Genomic DNA, 19776 nt, shown 5'->3' on the forward strand with positions numbered 1-19776 from the left:
AAGTTTCCCCTTCCCGGATTATCCGCCGCAATGCTGCCAGAGTTGGGGATGCGATCGTGGTTACAGGCATTCATGGTGCCTCGCGAGCCGGGTTAGAATTACTGCTCAACCCAGAGTTAGGGGAAAATTTGAGTGAACAGGAGCGCTCGCGTTTAATCCAACCTCACCAACGCCCCAAACCCAGATTAGATGTCCTACCTACTCTTTGGGAAATTTTAGATGCCCAATCCTTACCTCCCCTAACCCACCAAGAGCAACAGTCTCTCTTGATCTTCCCCCCTTACCAAGGGGAGACTGAGGGGGGTCCAGGGGGGGAACCAACATCCAAAATCCAGGCGGCGGGAATGGATAGTAGCGATGGTTTAGCTGACGCCATTGTCCAAATTTGTCGTGCTAGTGGCGTTGGAGCAACAGTTGAGCGAACTTCGATTCCTTTACCATCAGATTTGAGTAAGTTTGTATCTCCCCAGCAAGCGATCGAGTGGGCATTGTATGGTGGTGAAGATTTTGAACTGGTGCTGTGCTTACCTCTAGAGCAAGCTAAAGCCTTTGTGAAGCAGCTAGGGGACGGTGCAGCGATTATTGGTGAGATTACCAGTCATAATCAGGTCTGGTTAAGAGATAGTACGGGTGCTTATGCAGATGAAGTGCTGACTCAGAATAGGGTATTTCAGCATTTCTTTCTTTAGCATAGGCCATTGCTTTTGTCAATTACTACCCTACCCTGTTTTATTTGCTATGCAACAGGGTGTTTTGCGAGTTGGGATTGTGAGCAGCCTTACCCTCGGCTGTCTAGCCATACTCAGCCCTGCGCGATCGCAAATTGTTCCGGATACGACTGTGCCAATTGATACTCTCCCGACTTTAGCGTAAGTGGAGTCGGGGGACGTGCAGCTTAAAGGACGCAAACAGCTGCTAAACGTTTACCAATTTTATCCGAAGCCTCACAATCCTTAGACTAAGCCGCCTCATTTGTAAAGTAGGGTAGCTTAAATGAAAAATGAACCTGGGAATGAGTTCTCAGGTTCATTACTCACATTTGGCTCAAGTTGACTGCTGTGATGCTAAGTTCAACTCCAAACCTTAACTCTGCCAGTTCTTCGCCATGTGTTCAGCTAGGTCTACAACGCGCTGGGAGTAGCCCCACTCGTTGTCATACCAGGCAACAACTTTGACCATATCGCCACCCATAACCATTGTCAGGCTAGAATCGACGATCGATGAGGCATCATGACCCTTATAGTCTGAGGAAACGAGGGGCAGGTCGCTGTATTCTAAAACGCCCTTGAGTTCGCCTTGGGCGGCGGCTCTGAGAACGTCATTCACCTGCTCAGCAATGGTGCTTTTCTCGACTTGAGCCACCAAATCGACCACGGACACATTCGGTGTTGGTACCCGCAAGGCAATACCATTCAACTTACCTTTGAGTTCGGGTAGAACCAAACCCACAGCTTTCGCCGCACCGGTAGTGGTTGGCACGATGTTCATCGCTGCCGCCCTTGCCCTGCGAACATCTCGGTGGCTGGCATCCAGAAGGCGCTGGTCACCGGTGTAGCTGTGGGTCGTAGTCATCGTCCCTTTGATGATGCCAAAGTTTTCATGAAGCACCTTGGCAAAAGGAGCTAAACAGTTGGTAGTACAGCTAGCATTACTCACAATATTGTGCTTGCTGTGGTCATAATCATGATGATTAACGCCCACCACAAAGGTAGCGACATCTGGCCCTTTGCCAGGAGCCGTAATCAGTACCTTTTTGGCTCCAGCTGCCATATGCTTGGAAGCGCCGTCTTTGTCAATAAAGACACCCGTCGATTCGATGACTAAATCAATTCCCCAATCGGCCCAGGGCAAGTTCAGCGGATTGCGATCGGATACACACTTAATGGTTTTACCGTTAAGGATGATGGAGTTATCATCAGCGCTGATATCAGCATCCAATGTCCCCAGCATGGTGTCATATTTCAGCAGGTGGGCATTGGTTCTGGGGTCAGAAGTATCGTTAATGCCCACTAAGTCTATCTGACTGTTTTCTCTGGTCAGCCAGCATCGCGCGAAGTTGCGGCCGATGCGCCCAAACCCATTGATCGCTACTCTAATCACTGCGTCTTGCCCTCTGTCTTCAAGTAAGTAAATACTTTTTTAATATTCCCGATCATATCGCAAAGCATGAGTATTTCTAACAGGTAATTTAGTTAAGGATGTTGAGAAGGGGAAATGAAAAAGCAAGAGTGGGAGAGCAGGAGAGCGGGAGAGTGGGAGAGTGGGAGAATTCCTTAACTCTGTCCTCAGGATTACTCAATAAACTTTCGCCTCCAACTCCCCTAGGGGCTCTGCTTTGGAGTACATCCCGCTTCGTTATCACTATCATCTCCGGTCACCTCCTCTCTATAAAAGCCCCATCCCTACTCTCCTAAATACAGGTTGTGCTTAGTAATATAAGCTCGGACACCATCTGGAACCAGATAGCGAATTGAGCGACCTTGGCGGCAGTAATGGCGAATCAGACTGGAGGAGATACCAATGGGCGGCGTTTGCAGCAGCTGCCAGCGAATTGGGATAGCTTGAGAGGCTAGCTGTCCAGCAACTTGTTGACACAGCCAGATAGCTTGGGTACCGATTTCCTGTTGAGTGCTGGTAGTGATCGAGTTCCGAGTGGAAGGTGTAGTAATGGGTAGTGGGCGTGGTGCCACTAACCAATCACAAGCTGGAACCAGTCTTTCGCGGCAGTACCATCGTGGTAAAGTCTGGAAGGCGTCTAAACCGATAATCCAGAACCACTGGCGGTTGGGATATGTATTTTGAAGCTCAGCTAAGGTACTGATCGCATAATCAGGGTCTGTATGCTTCGTTGTCCCCGCTTCGAGGACAAAAGCTGAATTTTGTGCGATCGCGATTTCTACCATTAAGCGACGATGCTCATAGCAGCGCCCATGCTTATGAGGAGGGCGGTGAGCGGGTACCCAGATCACCATTTCCAACCCTAGCTGGCTCAATGCCGTCTCGGCGATCACCAGGTGTCCCCAGTGCACAGGATCGAAAGTGCCGCCCAAAATTGCTACTCGTTCCATACCCAATCGAGGGGGATTAAACCTAACTAAAGGTTAGGATGAATAGCACGAGAATAGGAGAATTGAGGGATTTGAATCGTGAGCGTCTCCTGTACAGCCCGTTTATTATTCCATCAGGAGAACCTTTGCTGACCGATAAAAGTTGCCTTGTAGTAGGGGGCTTGCAATTGGCCTTTAGGTCAGGGTATCAGCCAGCAAGCAAAGGGGGCATACAGGCTTGACGAAGTCCAGCCGAGTGCGACAGTAGCCAATATCATGCATCTGGTTTACTGATGTCATGTCCTTGACTCAAGTTTCCGGATCAGGAATTAGGCTATCCGGATCAGGAATTAGTCTAAATTAGACTAAATTAGGCTATCCGGATCAGGAATTAGCCTATATGTTTAATAATAAAAACCGTCTGGGGATAGAAAAATCCAACTGACCAATAACCCAATCTATCATAAGTAGACCTATCGCGAGAAACTTCCGATAAATCCCTAGTTCGCTATATCTTGAAAAATCAATTCTTGATATGATAGCGCGTGTTATTGGCACAGTAGGCTTGTGTGGTGTGGTGTGTAAGGAGTCAAGATGCCGAATAATGTTGATTTTAGTGGAAAGCCATTTCATTTCATCGGGATTGGTGGAATTGGCATGTCAGCCCTGGCCTACGTTCTAGCAAAGCGTCAACTCCCTGTATCTGGGTCAGACATCCGTTCGACGCATATTACTCGACGTTTGCAGTCCGTAGGCGCTCATCTTTTTAGAAAGCAAGATGCTACTAACTTAGAATTTTTCAGAGCAGCAAACCCATCGGTCTATGAAGAAATGCCGACAGTGATCGGTATCAGCGCGAATGGGGGAATCTCGTGTGAACTCTCAAAATCGCACTCGCTCATACCTGCCGAAAAAGTTCCCTTAGGCTTGCCCCAAGTTATCTGTTCAACAGCGATAAATCCATTTAATTCTGAGTATCAGGCCGCTCTAGAGCGAGGTTACCCGATTTTTCACCGCTCAGATTTACTGGCAGCCTTGATTCAAGATTACCAAAGCGTAGCGGTTGCAGGTACTCATGGCAAAACAACAACGAGTAGTTTGATTGGGTATCTCCTATTGCAAGCAGGTCTCGATCCAACGATTATCGTAGGAGGTGAGGTGGATGCCTGGGAGGGGAATGCTCGTTTAGGGGATAGTCCCTATCTCGTCGCCGAAGCCGATGAATCGGATGGGTCTTTAGCCAAGCTTGCTCCGCAGATTGGTGTCATCACCAATATTGAATTGGATCATCCAGACCACTATGAGTCACTTGAAGAGGTGATTGGCATCTTCGAGACTTTTGCTGAACACTGCCAAACCTTAGTGGGGTGCATTGATTGTGAAACGGTGAAATCCCGGATCAAACTCACGAAAAGCTATAGCCTGCGGCGAGATCTTGGTGCTGATTACAGCGTGGATAATGTCAATTATCAGCCTTATGGTACTTCAGCCCGTGTGTGGGAAGGTGATACGGTTTTAGGCGAGTTGCATTTGAAGCTACTGGGTAAACACAATCTCAGCAATGCCCTGGCAGCGGTGGCAGTAGGGCGACATCTGGGCTTAAAGTTTGACGTGATTAAGTCGGCGATCGCAACCTTTGAGGGAGCTAAACGCCGATTTGAGCTTCGGGGTAAGTGTAAAGGCATGTCGTTCGTCGATGACTATGCCCATCACCCCAGCGAGATCCAAGCCACTCTCGCCGCCGCCCGCGTGCGTGGAGGCGAAACGCTAGGATTGCAATCAGACCAACAACGCATTGTTGCCATTTTCCAGCCCCACCGCTACAGTCGAACCTTGACGTTCTTGCCGGAATTTGCTGAAGCTTTTGGCAATGCCGACATCGTTGTACTCACCGACATTTACAGTGCTGGCGAACCCAACTTAGGGCAAATTACGGGTCCGCAGGTTCGAGATGCGATCGCGGCTCACCATAAGAGGGTGTATTACCAACCAACTCTAGAGTCAGTTACCGAATTCTTGACACAAATCCTCCAACCGGGAGACCTCGCCCTATTTTTGGGAGCAGGCAATCTTAATCAGATTATTCCCCAAGTCATGGAATTCTATCAAAAGTCTGACAACGATAGCTCCAGAGCGTTGAGCCAGAAAGCCTGAGTTTGATGAAGGAGCTGGGGAGTGGGAACTCCCGCACTGGGAACATGAAACTAGAGTCCCGATCTAATCCCCCAATCCCAGGAGTTAAGCGAATCTCCCAACCCCCAATCCCTGCGTTAATCAAACCCAGAAGAATATGTTTGACCCCAACTCCATTGCCTAAGACCGATTGGCATTCTTTTCACGCGTATTAATATGACTCTGTCCCAAGATCCCCCCCGTGTTAATAGCACACTCACCCAGAAGAAGATACTTTACAACGAGTCGCGGCTTTACCTGCCCGGAACTGATTGCCCACTCCGAGCCCAAGCCCCTTTAGCCAGCCTGACTTCATTTCGAGTCGGAGGTCCAGCCGAGTGGTATGTTGCTCCCCAACGCCTAGAAGACTTACAAGCGAGTTTCGAGTGGGGGCACTCCCAAGGATTACCTCTAACGCTGTTGGGGGCAGGGTCTAATTTACTGGTTAGCGATCGCGGTTTGTCCGGTTTAGTGATCTGTACTCGCCATTTACGCCACACCCAGTTCGACGAAGAGACGGGGAGAGTCACAGCCGGTGCTGGTGAACCCCTGGCTCGTCTGGCATGGCAAGCCGCAGAACGCGGTTGGGAAGGGCTAGAGTGGGCAGTGGGAATTCCTGGTACCGTCGGCGGTGCAGTGGTCATGAATGCAGGCGCTCACAAAAGCTGCACGGCAGATATATTGGTCAATGTCCAAACTCTTTCACCGACTGGAGTCATGGAGGAGCTAACCCCTCAAGACTTGGGCTTTAAGTACCGGACTTCTAGCTTACAAGGCGGCGATCGCTTAGTCGTTGAGGCAACCTTTCAGTTGAAACCGGGCGCTGATCCAGTTCAAGTTCGGGCAGCGACATCTCAACATTTGGAACAACGACGACGCTCTCAGCCCTATCACTTACCCAGCTGTGGCAGCGTCTTTCGCAATCCGGATACTCGTCCGGCGGCTTGGTTAATTGAACAACTGGGTCTAAAAGGCTACACCATTGGTGGTGCTCAAGTTGCCGAGCGCCATGCCAACTTTATCCTCAATTGCGGTGGTGCCCAAGCCAGCGATATCTTCCAAATCATCCGTCATATTCAACAGCAAGTGGAACAGCATTGGTCACTCTGGTTAGAGCCAGAAGTGAAAATCTTAGGCGAGTTTCAACCCGTCTAGAGCTGTCACAGAGACACGAGTAGTACTAAGATTAAGACTACTGTAGGCAGCTTTCGCTGCTGAGTTGTCTTTCCTCCCACCCCTGGAAGGAGTGGGTTCCCAGACTTCCCGGAGATTTTTATGACAAAAGGACAAGGATTTGGCTTCGGTTTAGGCAAGATGAAAGAGCTTGCCGAGGCGTTCAAAAAAGCCCAAGAGGTTCAACAAGGTGCCAAACAGCTTCAGGAAGAATTGGAGCGGATGGAGATTGAGGGTTCATCAGAAGATGGTACTGTCAAAGTCGTTCTGAGCGGTAACCAAGAGCCGATACGAGTAACTATTTCTCCAGATGCTATGGCTCAGGGCGCAGAAGCACTTTCTGAAGTCGTGACAATAGCTATGAGGGATGCCTACGATAAGTCCACCGCGACGATGCGCGAACGTATGGAAGAACTCACCAGTGGGCTAAATCTTCCAGGAATGTAATGGCCAGCAGTAGGGGCTGGGAAAGTATGAAGTGTGAAGTATGCACTTGAAGGGTTTTAGCGCCGCGCTGGAGTTCATAGGAGCTTATGTTCTTGTATAACATTTCCCTTCTTCATCGCTTTATCCTTCGTTGTCATTCCCAATCCCCCTTTTTTTGGGAGGAGCCACCTGTAGCTTGGGTACAGTCGCGATCGCCTGATACAATTTCTCTGCTAGCAGGGCATTCCCTTCCTCCGTCAAGTGAACGGCGTCATAAAACGCTCGACTGGGAAAGTTTTCGTAGAGATTGTAAAAATATAGGGTTTTGACATTTTTGGGAAACGCCTCCTGTAGTTTCCGTGTGGCTTTCTCCAACTGGGCATACCCTGTTTGTACCCGTTGTTTGTAGACAGCGCCCAATTCCTTTAAAAGCTTCTGCTCATCGCGAGAAAGCTTACTGGTTCCACGACCTGTAATTTCTGGCTGAACAGCAATTACTAAAGGAATGTTTGCTCCTGTTGTCAGCTTGACCATTTGCTTGTGGAAGTTGTGGTAGCGTGCCACACGACGCTGTAGTTCAGTAGGGTCAGTGGCAAGATGTTGTTCTAAGGGCGCGGTCTTTTCCGGCACCACCAAACTGAGCTGACTGACCGAGGGCTGTGGACGCAATAGCCAGTATTGTATGGCTTTCACTAAATAAGTGTCGGTAATCCAATTGGTCAATTTCCCCCTGAGGTAAGCCCATAAGTGTCCTGGTGCGTTGTTGAGGAAGCTGTCGATTTCGGGAATATCCGTTTGAGTTTTATTACTGGGCAGCATCAGGTCGGTATATCCATCCAAAACAATCACAGCATCTGGGCTATAGGGCAAAATTTGCAGGGCTAGCTGAGCGAGTTGATTTCCAGAGGCATAGCCTGGTACAGCCGCATTAATTACCCGATACTGACCCTCTCGAAGCTTCGGTGGCAAAGTCAGGGCTTTCTCTAGTTCCGGTTTATAGACAGGCAAAGGTATCGGTCGGTACTTTTGGGGAGAACGCCTCTGCTGCGCCACTCGTTCATTCAGACGGGCTTCCAGCTTCTTTGCTATGGTGGCGGTAGTTTGGTTATTGGCACTCCATTGACCAAAAGCGGTAGAGCCACCTAAAAGAAAAATGCGGATTTCGTCTTTGGGTTTTTCCAAGGGAACCGGGTTGTCGTCACGGAAACCCTGCTCATTAATCTGCCAGAAACTATTCTTTTGGTTGCCGACTAATTTGTAGCCCCCAGCTAGACTCGGTTGGGCGGCAAGGCGTCCACGGTCGGATAACCCGTCGTAAGGTTTTTGGGTTTGACTCAGGAACTTGAGGCAGTAAGCAGTAACATTAGCCGGTTGACCTTCATAGGCTGCCAACTCAGCGCTTTTACCCGTAACACCGACGAAAAGCCGTACCGACAATTCCAGGAGAATCAAAACTAAAGGTATAGCCAGGATGATTACTGGGAGGGGTAATGAGCGGTGGGGCTTTCGGTAAGAGCGACGGTGCGACTTGAACATTAAATACTTTCCTTAAATTACCCTGGAATCAGGCAGCTTTGTTTTACATTGAGGGTAACCAGTGGACTGTTGCCGGAATAACAGCGCCAATGGTTGTGATTGAGTCCGCCTATCCGTTATCAACAAGAGTAACGGCAGCATCGGGCAGCTTCGTTGCTAAACTTAACACTGGTGTAGCGAGACACCTCCACCGAGTAGGACAGGCGATCGACAACTTCTCCCGACACAAACGTGCGAGATCTCATTGTCTAACAATTGGTCGTTGTTCCAACTGCACGAGAAGCGAACTATTATACCTATGCCCTGCAAATTACTTTTTGTCTGCCTTGGTAATATCTGCCGTTCTCCATCCGCTGAGAACATTATGAATCACTTGATTGAACAAGCGGGTCTCAGTGAGACAATTATCTGTGATTCTGCTGGCACTGGTGGTTATCATATTGGTGCTTCTCCAGATCGACGGATGACGGCAGCAGCTCTTCGTCGAGGGATAAAGCTTAAGGGACAAGCGCGGCAGTTGCAAAAATCGGATTTTGAAAACTTTGACCTGATTTTGGCAATGGATCGGGAGAACTATCAGGATATTCTGTTCCTCGACCCAGCAGGAAAGTATCAAGATAAAGTACGACTGATGTGTGACTTTGCTACCCATCACAGCGATCGAGAAGTCCCTGACCCCTACTACGGCGGCTCGGAAGGATTTGATAAGGTTATCGACTTGCTCTTAGACGCCTGTGAGGGTTTACTAGAACATGTTGTTAAAACGTACAAGCTGACCGTATAGGCTGATGGAGTGACCCAATTGTTGAGTCTTCTATTCTTTACGGTTTGACTGAGCGGTTGAACAAGAAGTGCCTGCATCCTTATGAATGATGAGACTGCCAGGTAAAACGGCAAGGGGTTTGCCGTTTACCTCTACTTCTTTCCAGCAATCTGGCTCTGCTGATGCACAGTCATCCATCAGGTGATACTTAGACAAACGACCCTGTTGTGGTGGAGGAATTGTGATCACCTTGGAATTGAGTGAGATTTGGTATCGTTCACACAGCTGGAGACAGGCGATCGCTTGATCCAGTTGACTCTTGAGCTGGAGAATCTCTTCTCTGGCAAACTGAGTCGTACTCGGGTTTCTCATTTGCTCAACCAGTTCCTGTCTCCATTTCGTTAACTTTTCTAGAACCTCTGTGAACTTGATCTCTTTGCCTGATTGAATCGGCATACCCAATAAACCATCGATTTCATCATTCGATCAACAATAAAGGTAAAAACCAGGTTTGGGCGCATAAAAAAGTAGAGACGCGATCGCTCACGTCTCTATTGATTGGTAGTTGAACACTACTTCCAATCCCGCACTGGCAACGGTGCCTCCAGAATCTCCATCAACAACTCCAGCCGTGAAGGACGACTCAAGAGTGGGATGAGGTTTGGGAGGGAGTAGTAGTCACCCGCAAAGGTGAAGGTATCTACCTGTGCTTGTCTTTCCTGTAATTTACGCTCCAGCCAATCGTAGGCATAACCCACCTTGACAACGAGAACGCTCGGTTCTACCTTGAGGTCACGCTTGTAGGCGTCGTAAGTTTCAGCGAAGTAGGGTGCGGTGTTCTCTCCTTCGTCAGTTACTAAAATGATTTGCTCAACCCGTTGCTTTCTCAGGCGCATAGCTTCCAGAGGCGCACCAATGCTCGTAGCACCCCCCGCATTGAGATGCTGGAAGGCTCGCTCCCAGTTGCTCAACTGGTTACCAGATGCTTTGAGGGGGTAAGGCAAGGTGTCGAAAGCGTAGACAAACAAGTCAGCCGTGGTAATGCCCGAAATTAGAGCAGCGATGCGCTTACCCACTTCGATCGCACTCTCCATCGAGCTAGACTTATCCACCAAGAGCGCTGTATCCTTCGTAATCTGTCCACGCTTTTTCACCTGTTCGTCCATGACGCGCTCTAGACGTGCAACTGTCTCGGCGTCCAGATCAGCCACGTCTGCCGCAACTCGCGCCTTTAGAGCTGCGACACGCGTATCGCCTTGTGCCTTTTCCAATTTCTCATCAATGAGAGCCTTCACTTGGGGATTATTCATTGCACCGCGAACTTGGAGCGACTTGAGGTTATTAATCACCTCTTGAGGCGACATGGAGTTAATCAGCGCCACCAATACCGTAGGTGTCAGCTGTTTGATAGCTCCCACGGCGATCGTGTAGGGAATTTTGTGTTCTACAATCAGTTGAGCTTGCTCTAGAGGTGAGGATGCGATGCCTTCGGCGCTGCGCGAAGCGCAGTTCGCCAGCAACTTCAGCGCGAAAGCAAGGCTATCTTCTGGCGGATTGTCCTTGAACAATACGGCATCTGCACGTGGATTGGGCTTAATGTGCAAGGTAGCATAGAGGTGCTTCATGGCCTTGCGCGATCGCAGTGCCGAACGGTCAAAAAATGCAGGATTCTTCTCCCGTCTTTCCAGATAACGACGCACGGCTGTACGAGTCGAACGCGGTACTTTCCCCCGATGTTGCTTTAAGAAGTCTACAATCCGTGACACCTGATAAGGCGGAAACTCCTGCAACAGTACGAAACCAGCATCACGATGTTCGGTTAAATGACTGGTCAATAAGTTGCCGATAAATACTTCTTTATGGTCACGAACATCCCCATTATTTTGATACCATACCGCCAAGTGCCCGTAAAAAATGGGGTCAAGTTCGACCATCGTCTTGTGCAGTTCTGCGACTTTATCCAATTCTCGGTGTGGCGTAGTCAGCAGACTGTTGAGCATATCCAAACGTAAGTCATGCTCTGCCCTATTCATTGCAACTACCTCCTTCTCTAGTTGTCAGCCGACTTGGAGATTCAAGAGGTGTAAATCTCTTTAAATCTCCAATCGATGGGAGGCAGTTTCCGCATGTTCCTAAGGTAAAGATTAAGGTGTCGCGCAAGTCGATAAAGCTGTTTTTTTACTATTAAAGGGTAGTATGTAAGCTTTTTCAGTTAGGGCGCGGACAACTGCCATTTTATACAAATATCAATGTTCAAGTACCCAGTTAATAAATTTCAGGTCGGGTTCAACCCAACTTAAGCGTGCTTCCCAAGACATTATTACAATAAGAGTCATTCCGCGTAAGTTAAAAAAGCGTTTTTTCACTCTGATTGCTCTACCTCTGAGCTACAGCTCCTTAAGAGGAGCTGATAGGATTTGAACCTACGACCGATCAGTTAACCTGTGTGTAGGCTTTTTAGGTTAGGACGCGGAATTTTCAAAGATGAAATAAGGCATCGCGCAAGTCAAAGAAGCTTTTGTTTTTACCCCTCTCCATGTAGCGGAGAGGGTAGGATTTGAACCTACTATCTGATATTGAATCAGACGTTACCAGTTTGTAGGCTTCTTTCGTCAGGGCGCGATCGCTTTGAACAAGATGTTATTTGAACAACACGTTATCCGTAAACGGCTTCTGGACGGATAATTAGGTCGCCACTGGGACGGCGATCGACCACGTAAGACTGGAAGCGATCGCGCGTCACATCAAAATGCTGTACGAGGCGTTCTTTAATGATGGAATCATTCATTCCTGCGGTTACACCGAGCTGATTCTCTGGGATGTCGTAGGAACGACCTTCAAATCGAACGTGAACCATTTTAAACACCTCCTTAATGCTGGTAAGCTGGGTCTAAAAAAAAGGTTTTATCCGCTTGCCTTAATTTTAATACTACATTTATACTACATTTTTGTCAAGGGCTTGATACCAAATCCGGGTTAAATACCCCTTTTTTAGTGGAGACAAGGCTGAAGGCAAAGGGCAAAAGGCAGAAGAAAGAAAAGACTTCAAGCAAAAAGGGGGTTATCAAGGCGGGTTTGGTATGACTACAGAGATCTTTTTTACCGGGCTCAGGTCTTAAGCAAAACCCAACTACCGATGAGACATACAATGGTTAGGGCGATCGCGCCAATTTTCAAAATTTGCCAAACTGGCAAAGGAATTACACCCAGTTGCTGCAACATACCCACCATGTCAGCCTGTCCCCAGTGTTCCATGATTTGACCGTCTACAATGCGGTCTATGTGAATGAATGAGACTGTAACATGCTTGCCAGTAGGAGGAAGTCCTTGCAGTTTTCCCTGATGCTTACCCGTAAACGTCCCACGAGTTACAACCTTATCGCCTTCTACAATGACTTCTTCAAAGCTATGCTGAATATCTGGAAAAGCAGAGCGGAACATGAGGGCAAACTGTTTGAATGTTTCACGATCTAGTGGCTCAGACATTCCAGGAAGGTAGGCGACAAAGTTCGGAGCAAGCATATCCTCTACTTGAGCTAAATCGCCCTTGTCAAATTCCTCATAGTAGCGCAGGATAAGAGTTTTTTTATGTTCGGCAGACATGGCATATTTTCTACAGAAGTAGTTTCTATCTCATTGATTCGTCCTGTATCGAATGCCCCTTAGGCAGAGAATTTAATAATTCTATATTCCCCTTGATACATAAAGCTGATTTTGTCTAGAGATACCTCATCATTCAAAAGCCCCTATATTCCACTATAGGGGCTTTTGTAGCAAAATTTAAGCTTGGTCAATTAACTTTTCGTTTCATCCATAAGCTTCTCCTTAACCGCTTCCTACATTTGACCTTCCAGATTTTTAGCAGTAGATTGCAGTCTGTTTTCAAGAGTTATTTTGAATTCCTTGATGACGTAGAGATTTAAGGCTCATTTTCTAATAAACTCTGCGTCCATTAATTTGGTGCCAAATAAAGATGGCAATAATTGCACCTAAGACGGCTAAAGCTACGCCCGGAATGCTCAAAGTGGGTGCCGCCAATGACAAGCTTCCTGTAGTCAAAAGTAGAGCTAACGTTCCACCTAAAAATGCTCCAACAATTCCTAATAAGAGTGTACCCAAAATGCCACCTCCTTGATGACCAGGGTAAATGGCTTTAGCAAGGGCACCAGCAAGGAGACCTAAAACTATCCAAGCAAGTAAGTTCATAACTGTAAATTTTTAAACAACTTTTCTGGACTCTTTCAAGGTATCAGGGGCAAACATTCTCTTCCATCTTTCCTACGAAATAATCTCTCATTTCCTTAAGACATAAGCCTTAAGGCTTATTAATATTGACAGAAAAGTTAAGTTTTTTAATAAAACCTAAAGCAATTTACTGAGATTTATAAATTTTCGCACAGAGAATTAAAATTTTATAAACTGGCGATTCTCTACTTCTTTAGGTTCTTTCAGGAGCTGTCTTGGATAATTATTCTGGTCTATGCGCTCTGTAGAATCGCTGCATAAATCGCAAAGATTTATGTGATAAGTACATATAGTCACGCTGATGTTTACAGCTAGGAAGGAGTGGTTGTTCTATGTTGATTGAACTGAATGCTAGTAGAGAGGAAGAGCTAAAGCAGCTATGGGGAGGTGGCAGAATACCGCCTTTAACAAGAGAACAAATTGAATTGTCGCTGAGATTGTGGCAGAAAATTAAGAAAAGAAAACAGCGCTCTCACCAACCCAATCAAGGAGGCAAGCCAACATCCTAGATTCGTTAACAACTTAGACTCAGCCTAACCCTAAGTGCCAAGGGCAGTTCTTATTTCTATCGGTGCCTTTAGCTTCAGGCAGCGGCTTAGGTCTATTCCTTCAGTTTGGTAAATTCATTTCCCAGAATTTGTAGCCTCTCATTTATCATAAAAAGCTTATTGTTTCTCAGCAATTCAATGTTGCTAATTTTAGGATTTATTCAGTGATTTTTAGAGCTGTTTCAGATAGACTCTACTAGAATGTCTGGCTGATTATCCTTAATAAAATTATGTTGATAGTGAGCGATTGAGTGCCCACTCCTAGTCCTCTCGGAGTGGGCACTATAAACTCCTTCATAGTGTGGTTTTACAGAGCGGACATGGTAGAAGCGCTCTACGGCAACCGATGCATTCCAGTTTCAAATATACCTACTATAAGGGCGCACGGCTGTGCGCCCCTAGAATGCCGAACCTACAAGATAGAGATGCTCCCTACGGCAACTGGCTCAACCAGAAACTGACATCGACGGCTAGTTTTTCACCAAGCTGGAGCAACTGGCGCAGCTGAATGATGTCGCAATCTGTTTTTGTTGTTACATCAGCTGTCTCACCCGAACGCTTATTTTCACCCATCAACTGAGCTTGCATTGCGACTTGAAACAGGGGTTCAATGCGCGGCTGGAGACAGTTGAAGTAGAGTTCTTGGCATTGAGCCAGTGAAAGTCCAAGGTTGAGTTGATTGCCCACCTCAATCAGACGCCGGATGAAATCAAGGTCAGCCGAGAGGGTATGTGGATCGGTATCATGAAGCAGTTGCCAGAGCGATCGCAAAATCAACTTCTCCAGCGTTGGCTTGCCATCTCGGATTTTCAGCTGACAGCGCATGTGATTGGCTTCGGTTGCGATCGCTTCTAATTCTGCCAAATGACACAATACCAATTGGGGATCGCTGATGGCCGAGTCCAGCGCCTTGATTGCAGTGAGAGCTCGGTTAGATAACGCAATCTCTGCGGCTACCTGTAACTCTTGCGGCACTGGCAACTCATCCCGATGGAAGGCCATCAACACTCCATAATTATCTCGGTAAACCTGAGTGTATAGCTGATCTAAGCGCGTCAAGGTTTCCCGACTCAAGAGTCCCATAATCCGATGACGCTCCTCAGCAAACAGGTTCTGCAAGCTAAAGGACTCATTCCCAAACATCTGATGCATCGCCAGAATCGCATGGGCAGCACTCGCCTGCTTGAGGGAATTAAACACCTTATCCTTGAGTTTGCTGTAAACCCGACGCCCCGCAAACGGTTGAATGCAGCAGTGGAAGTCCCAGCCTCCCAAGTGCAATACGGCAAATACCAGATGAGAGCTTTCCCAGGTAATCTCTGAAACGAGTCGCAGTTGTCCCACCGCTAGCGTCAGCGATCCCATGCGTTGGACCTGGTAGTCTAGCTGCTGGGCGTCATAGCAGTAAACCCGTTGTTGTCGCGCATAGCTGGTAAACAAAGAGGTAATCGCATAGTGCGCCGCCACTTGCTTAAAGCTGATTTGCGCCGATACCACTAAATGCCGATAAACGGCAGCCCCATCTTTGAAGAAGTCAACATTACTAGGGGCGAAGGCAAGACGTTTGACAAAGCATTTTTCCAACTGTACGCCAGCCACATCCCCGGCTAATTCCAAGGCACGAGCGGCATATCGCAGAATTTGGACGCCTTCGGGACGGGAAATTTCCTCAAAAAACCAACCACAACTGGTGTACATCAGCAACGAGTGACGCTGCATTTCCAACAGACGGAGGGCGTCAATTTGTTCGGCTGCCGTCAGTTTGCGAGTTCGGTGACGCCCCAGAAAGTTCTCGACATTCTCTGGGGAGCGATCGCGAATTACTTGGATATACTCATCTCGTGCCGCCCAGGGATCGCGGAAGAATTGGCGACCCGTCTCTTCATAAACCTTAACTAACTTATCCCGCAACCAATCTAGGGCATCCCGTAATGGACGCCGCCATTTTTGGTTCCAGACTCCGCCGCCACCGCAACCACAGTCATCCTGCCAACGGTTCACGCCGTGGGAGCAACTCCAAGCCGTCACGGGTTTCAACACAACTTCCCAAGTCGGTGGATTGATGCTGAGATAGTGGGCAAAATTTGTTACCGTCCAACCTCGGTGAAGAAACTCCTGGGTAAAGGCGTAGGCAAGACATTTTTCCGTACCGCCTTTGTGATGCCCAAAGGTTTCTCCATCCGTGGCGGCCGAAATCAGCTGTGATCTTCGATGATCCCCACGCACGGCTTGACCAATGCGCCCTGCAAAGTTATAAGAATCGCTGAGAACATCATTAAATCCCATATCTCGCGAGATAGGGCCGTCATAGAAAAAGATATCGATGTATCGCCCATCTGCCAGGAAACAGCGGTAAGGGCGAGTGGGATCGATCTGAGAACCGCCAACTTCATGCCATTGGGTAACAGGTTGCTCATCACTGGGGATCAGGCGACAGCGCTCGGCTTGGGAGGGAGCGAGGACAATAAATTGGATACCCTCGTCCACCAGTACCTCTAGGGTGGGATAATCGACAGCGGTTTCCGCCAGCCACATGCCTTCGGGATCGCGCCCGAAGCGGGATCGGAAATCTGCTTTGCCCCAGCGGATTTGAGTGTATTTGTCCCGTTCGTTGGCTAGGGGCAAAATGATGTGGTTGTAGGCTTGTGCGATCGCATTGCCGTGACCCTTGAGGCGATCGCAACTCTTACGATCCGCTTCCAAAATCCGCTGATAAACCTCAACATCGTAACGTTCTAGCCACGACATCAGCGTGGGGCCAATATTGAAGCTCAAATATTCATAGTTATTGACGATCCCGATAACTTCGCCCCGTTGATTCAACACCCTGGCGAAAGCATTGGGGCGATAGCACTCGTGGTGAATTCGCTCATTCCAGTCGTGAAAGGGAGCCGCACTCGGCTGACGTTCGATGGTGTCCAGATAAGGATTTTCACGCGGCGGTTGGTAAAAATGACCGTGGACAGTCACGTAAACACCGGTCGCCGTCCTTAGGGGATCGCTAGCGATCCCCGCATCATTTTGCAAGTCTGCAATGGACACCATTGCATCAGCTTGAGAAGCTGGAATCTCAGCAGCAGAAGTCATGGGATTACCAAATATCTAAAAAACTAGTCAGAGGGCTTTCCTGCTCTACGCATCCATTTTGGAGACAGAGAATTTCCCTGATCCCGCAAACTACGGTCTACTTCAATGCCAAGAATTTAATTAAGGAAAGATTGAAAGCAGACTTTAGCGAAGGTCAAGTCAGTCTGGGATATGGGCTTGCGTGAGGAGGTAAAAGCTTTGAAAGATGGGTACTGTTCCTAGTAAACCGCAATCTCAACCTTAAACAAACAGGAAGTTCAAGGAACTTGCGGTAACTTTATAGAACTTAATTCAAAAATAAAAGTTCCTCTGGGCAGCGGCACCCACCCAATGACATATTTGGGTTAGCTGCGAGATGGGATTATTCTATAGCGATTTTTAGTTGTGTTTACCGCACAGTAGGGTCACAACTGTCGTGTCCCTACTACATTGGAGTATTCCAATCAATTGGGACTCGCTATAGAGTCCTATTACAGCTCTGCGTTTGAGGTACAGAAAATCTAGATGCTCAACAAGAATACAATTTTGTCACTTTTACTTCTGTTTGTCCCCGTCTCCATCGCCGCTCACTTTTTGGAGTGGGGATCGGCTGTGGTTTTTGTGACATCGTGCTTGGCGATTGTCCCCCTAGCCGCCTGGATGGGCACTGCCACTGAAGAAATCGCTGTGGTGGCTGGCCCCACTTTAGGGGGGTTACTCAACGCCACGTTTGGTAATGCCACAGAACTGATTATTGCCCTAATTGCCCTAAATGCAGGGTTAGTCAATGTTGTCAAAGCCACCATCACGGGATCGATTATCGGTAACTTACTCTTAGTGATGGGCTTTTCTATGCTGTTGGGGGGCTTGCGTTATAAGGAGCAAGACTTTCAGCCGATTGTGGCGCGGGTGAATGCATCCTCTATGAACCTAGCCGTGATTGCAATTCTGCTCCCCACAGCAATGGATGCTACCTCCGTTGGTCTTAGCGAAGTGACAATCCAGCGTCTCTCGATCGCTGTTGCTGTGGTGTTAATCCTAGTTTATGGGTTGACACTGCTGTTTTCCATGAAAACCCATAGCTATCTCTTCGATGTTGGCATGGTAGACATGGAAGACCTCGCGGAGTCGAACCTTGCTGTGGAAGAACCCAAACATCAACCTAATCTTTGGCTATGGGTTGGAGTACTTCTGGTTGTCACCCTTCTAGTCGCTGGGGAGTCAGAACTGTTGGTTGACAGCCTAGAAGAAGCGACTTCGGAGCTAGGGTTATCCGCCCTATTTACCGGGGTCATTCTTCTGCCGGTGATTGGAAATGCCGCTGAACATGCGACAGCAGTTACTGTAGCGATGAAAAACAAGATGGATCTTTCGGTTTCGGTTGCCGTAGGGTCTAGTATGCAAATTGCCTTATTTGTCGCACCCGTGTTAGTCCTTGCTGGGTGGTTGATGGGTAAACCGATGGATTTGAACTTCAATCCGTTTGAACTGGTGGCAGTAGTTGTGTCCGTCTTAATTGCCAATTCCATCAGCTCTGATGGGAAGTCAAACTGGCTAGAAGGTACCTTGCTCCTAGCCACCTATTTGGTTTTAGGGTTCGCGTTTTACTTCCATCCGGTCAGTCAGGGTTTGGGTTTGTAAGGCGTCAAGGTTCCTAGCTTTCGATTAGTCGTGCTCCGAGGCTCAAACACTGTTCTAAGCCTTGTTATTTCGCTGAGTGACAATCCTTCAAATCAGTTAAAGATGCGACCAACTTCCTCAAGGAAAAGTTTCACTTAGAACTAAGTTGTTGCACCATCCTCGGTAAGTTGTTCGTATCCGCCCGGAGTTTGAACTCCGGGCTCATAGAAAAAGTCCACTGAAGTGGACTGAAATCCTGATTAACAGGATTTTAGGTCAGAGATTTGATGGACGAGCGATCGCCTTGTGAGATCTACTTTATGCTTACAGAATGTGCGATTAACAACGGCACCCCCGTAAAAAGCGATCGCCCTGACAGGAAGTAAGCTAATTCACCAGGGTCTTATGAGCTACTGCATTAATCCCAAATGCCCGAAGCCAGCTGATCCCCTCAATGCTCAAAACGCGATCTGCTGCCACTGTGGCTCCCAGCTTGGCTTGCAAGGTCGTTATCGGGTAAAGCAGTTACTAGACGAAGTAGGTTTTAGCAAAATCTATGAGGTAGAAGAGCGAGGAATACTAAAAATATTAAAAGTTCTTCTCCTCAATGACCCAAAAGTTGTAGCCGTATTTCAGCAGGAAGCACGGGTGTTGCGCCAATTGGATCATCCAGGTATTCCCCACATTGAGCCGGATGGCTACTTTACCTTTCTGCCCAAAAATTGCAACCAGCCCCTACACTGCCTGGTGATGGAGAAAATCGAAGGCATCAACTTAGAACAATGGCAGCGCCAGCCAGAAAATCCGCCTCTTTCTCAAGCCCAAACCCTGAACTGGCTAAAACAGCTGATTGAAATTTTATCTCAAGTCCACCAGCAACTGTATTTTCACCGCGACATCAAGCCCTCTAACATCATCCTCACCCCTAGAGATCAACTGGTGTTGATTAATTTTGGCAGTGCCAAAGCAGCAAGCGACACTTACTTGGTGACAGCGAGTGGTGAGCAGGATGTTAGGAGCATGACCTCTCCAGGCTACACCCCCATCGAACAAGCAAAGGGTAAAGCCGTGCCCCAATCCGATTTCTTTGCTGTGGGGCGAACCTTTGTCTATCTGCTTACCGGTAAATGTCCCAATGACTTTGCTGAAGATCCGCGTACCGGGGAATTGCTCTGGCAGC

General features: G+C 48.0%; 19 protein-coding genes. 9 read left to right on the forward strand and 10 right to left on the reverse strand.

Annotated elements, in window-relative coordinates:
* Positions 1 to 689: thiamine-phosphate kinase (locus tag V6C93_RS07980; protein WP_333476124.1), on the forward strand; the 689-nt coding region annotated here is incomplete at its 5' end.
* Positions 690 to 738: 49 nt separating this feature from the next.
* On the forward strand, positions 739 to 873 hold the full coding sequence (locus tag V6C93_RS07985; RefSeq protein WP_333476125.1) for a hypothetical protein: 135 nt from the start codon (positions 739 to 741) through the stop codon (positions 871 to 873).
* A gap of 210 nt (positions 874 to 1083) precedes the next feature.
* On the opposite strand, the gene V6C93_RS07990 is transcribed toward V6C93_RS07985, so the two are convergent.
* Positions 1084 to 2100 (reverse strand): type I glyceraldehyde-3-phosphate dehydrogenase, encoded by a 1017-nt coding sequence (locus V6C93_RS07990; RefSeq protein WP_333476126.1) that lies wholly within the window; start codon positions 2098 to 2100, stop codon positions 1084 to 1086.
* A gap of 302 nt (positions 2101 to 2402) precedes the next feature.
* Positions 2403 to 3068 (reverse strand): nicotinate (nicotinamide) nucleotide adenylyltransferase, encoded by a 666-nt coding sequence (gene nadD, locus V6C93_RS07995; protein WP_333476127.1) that lies wholly within the window; start codon positions 3066 to 3068, stop codon positions 2403 to 2405.
* A 573-nt stretch (positions 3069 to 3641) separates the two neighbouring features.
* Between nadD and murC the strand changes: the two genes are divergently transcribed.
* The 3 genes from murC to V6C93_RS08010 all read left to right on the forward strand — a co-directional run bounded on the left by murC (position 3642) and on the right by V6C93_RS08010 (position 6839).
* On the forward strand, positions 3642 to 5201 hold the full coding sequence (murC, locus tag V6C93_RS08000; RefSeq protein WP_333476128.1) for a UDP-N-acetylmuramate--L-alanine ligase: 1560 nt from the start codon (positions 3642 to 3644) through the stop codon (positions 5199 to 5201).
* 195 nt (positions 5202 to 5396) lie between these two features.
* Entirely contained in the window at positions 5397 to 6374 is a 978-nt protein-coding gene (gene murB / locus V6C93_RS08005) for a UDP-N-acetylmuramate dehydrogenase (RefSeq protein WP_333476129.1), read from the forward strand.
* A 120-nt stretch (positions 6375 to 6494) separates the two neighbouring features.
* Positions 6495 to 6839 carry a YbaB/EbfC family nucleoid-associated protein gene (locus tag V6C93_RS08010; protein ID WP_333476130.1) on the forward strand — a complete coding sequence of 115 codons (345 nt, stop codon included), beginning with the start codon at positions 6495 to 6497 and terminating at the stop codon, positions 6837 to 6839.
* Positions 6840 to 6959: 120 nt separating this feature from the next.
* On the opposite strand, the gene V6C93_RS08015 is transcribed toward V6C93_RS08010, so the two are convergent.
* On the reverse strand, positions 6960 to 8354 hold the full coding sequence (locus V6C93_RS08015) for an SGNH/GDSL hydrolase family protein (RefSeq protein ID WP_333476131.1): 1395 nt from the start codon (positions 8352 to 8354) through the stop codon (positions 6960 to 6962).
* A 119-nt stretch (positions 8355 to 8473) separates the two neighbouring features.
* Entirely contained in the window at positions 8474 to 8599 is a 126-nt protein-coding gene (locus tag V6C93_RS08020) for a hypothetical protein (RefSeq protein ID WP_333476132.1), read from the reverse strand.
* Between the two features lie 53 nt (positions 8600 to 8652).
* Between V6C93_RS08020 and V6C93_RS08025 the strand changes: the two genes are divergently transcribed.
* The gene (locus tag V6C93_RS08025; RefSeq protein WP_333476133.1) at positions 8653 to 9138 is read left to right on the forward strand and encodes a low molecular weight protein-tyrosine-phosphatase; all 486 of its coding nucleotides are present in this window, start codon (positions 8653 to 8655) and stop codon (positions 9136 to 9138) included.
* A gap of 30 nt (positions 9139 to 9168) precedes the next feature.
* Here V6C93_RS08025 and V6C93_RS08030 read toward each other — a convergent pair whose 3' ends face one another.
* The 5 genes from V6C93_RS08030 to V6C93_RS08050 form a co-directional block, all read right to left on the reverse strand.
* Positions 9169 to 9489, reverse strand: a complete 321-nt coding sequence (locus V6C93_RS08030) for a hypothetical protein (RefSeq protein ID WP_333476134.1) — start codon at positions 9487 to 9489, stop codon at positions 9169 to 9171.
* Positions 9490 to 9689: 200 nt separating this feature from the next.
* Positions 9690 to 11150, reverse strand: coding sequence for a vWA domain-containing protein (locus tag V6C93_RS08035; RefSeq protein ID WP_333476135.1), 1461 nt, complete (start codon positions 11148 to 11150; stop codon positions 9690 to 9692).
* Between the two features lie 623 nt (positions 11151 to 11773).
* A complete protein-coding gene (locus V6C93_RS08040) occupies positions 11774 to 11974 on the reverse strand; it encodes a hypothetical protein (RefSeq protein WP_333476136.1) in 201 nt (66 codons plus the stop codon).
* Positions 11975 to 12225: 251 nt separating this feature from the next.
* A complete protein-coding gene (locus V6C93_RS08045) occupies positions 12226 to 12720 on the reverse strand; it encodes an ester cyclase (RefSeq protein WP_333476137.1) in 495 nt (164 codons plus the stop codon).
* Between the two features lie 330 nt (positions 12721 to 13050).
* A complete protein-coding gene (locus V6C93_RS08050; protein WP_333476138.1) occupies positions 13051 to 13323 on the reverse strand; it encodes a GlsB/YeaQ/YmgE family stress response membrane protein in 273 nt (90 codons plus the stop codon).
* Between the two features lie 371 nt (positions 13324 to 13694).
* Here V6C93_RS08050 and V6C93_RS08055 point away from each other — a divergent pair, with 371 nt between their 5' ends.
* Positions 13695 to 13871, forward strand: a complete 177-nt coding sequence (locus tag V6C93_RS08055; RefSeq protein WP_333476139.1) for a hypothetical protein — start codon at positions 13695 to 13697, stop codon at positions 13869 to 13871.
* Positions 13872 to 14342: 471 nt separating this feature from the next.
* Here the strand turns inward: V6C93_RS08055 and V6C93_RS08060 are convergent, their stop codons facing one another.
* Complete coding sequence (locus tag V6C93_RS08060; RefSeq protein ID WP_333476140.1) at positions 14343 to 16997, reverse strand: DUF3536 domain-containing protein; 2655 nt, start codon at positions 16995 to 16997, stop codon at positions 14343 to 14345.
* A 504-nt stretch (positions 16998 to 17501) separates the two neighbouring features.
* Here V6C93_RS08060 and cax point away from each other — a divergent pair.
* Positions 17502 to 18617: a calcium/proton exchanger gene (cax, locus tag V6C93_RS08065; protein WP_349262649.1), complete on the forward strand. Its 1116-nt coding sequence runs from the start codon at positions 17502 to 17504 to the stop codon at positions 18615 to 18617.
* Positions 18618 to 19001: 384 nt separating this feature from the next.
* On the forward strand, positions 19002 to 19776 hold a 775-nt coding region (locus V6C93_RS08070), incomplete at its 3' end, for a serine/threonine-protein kinase (RefSeq protein WP_333476142.1).

The sequence above is a fragment of the Allocoleopsis sp. genome (genome assembly GCF_036703385.1).
In the GTDB taxonomy this organism is placed as follows: Bacteria; Cyanobacteriota; Cyanobacteriia; order Cyanobacteriales; family Coleofasciculaceae; genus Allocoleopsis.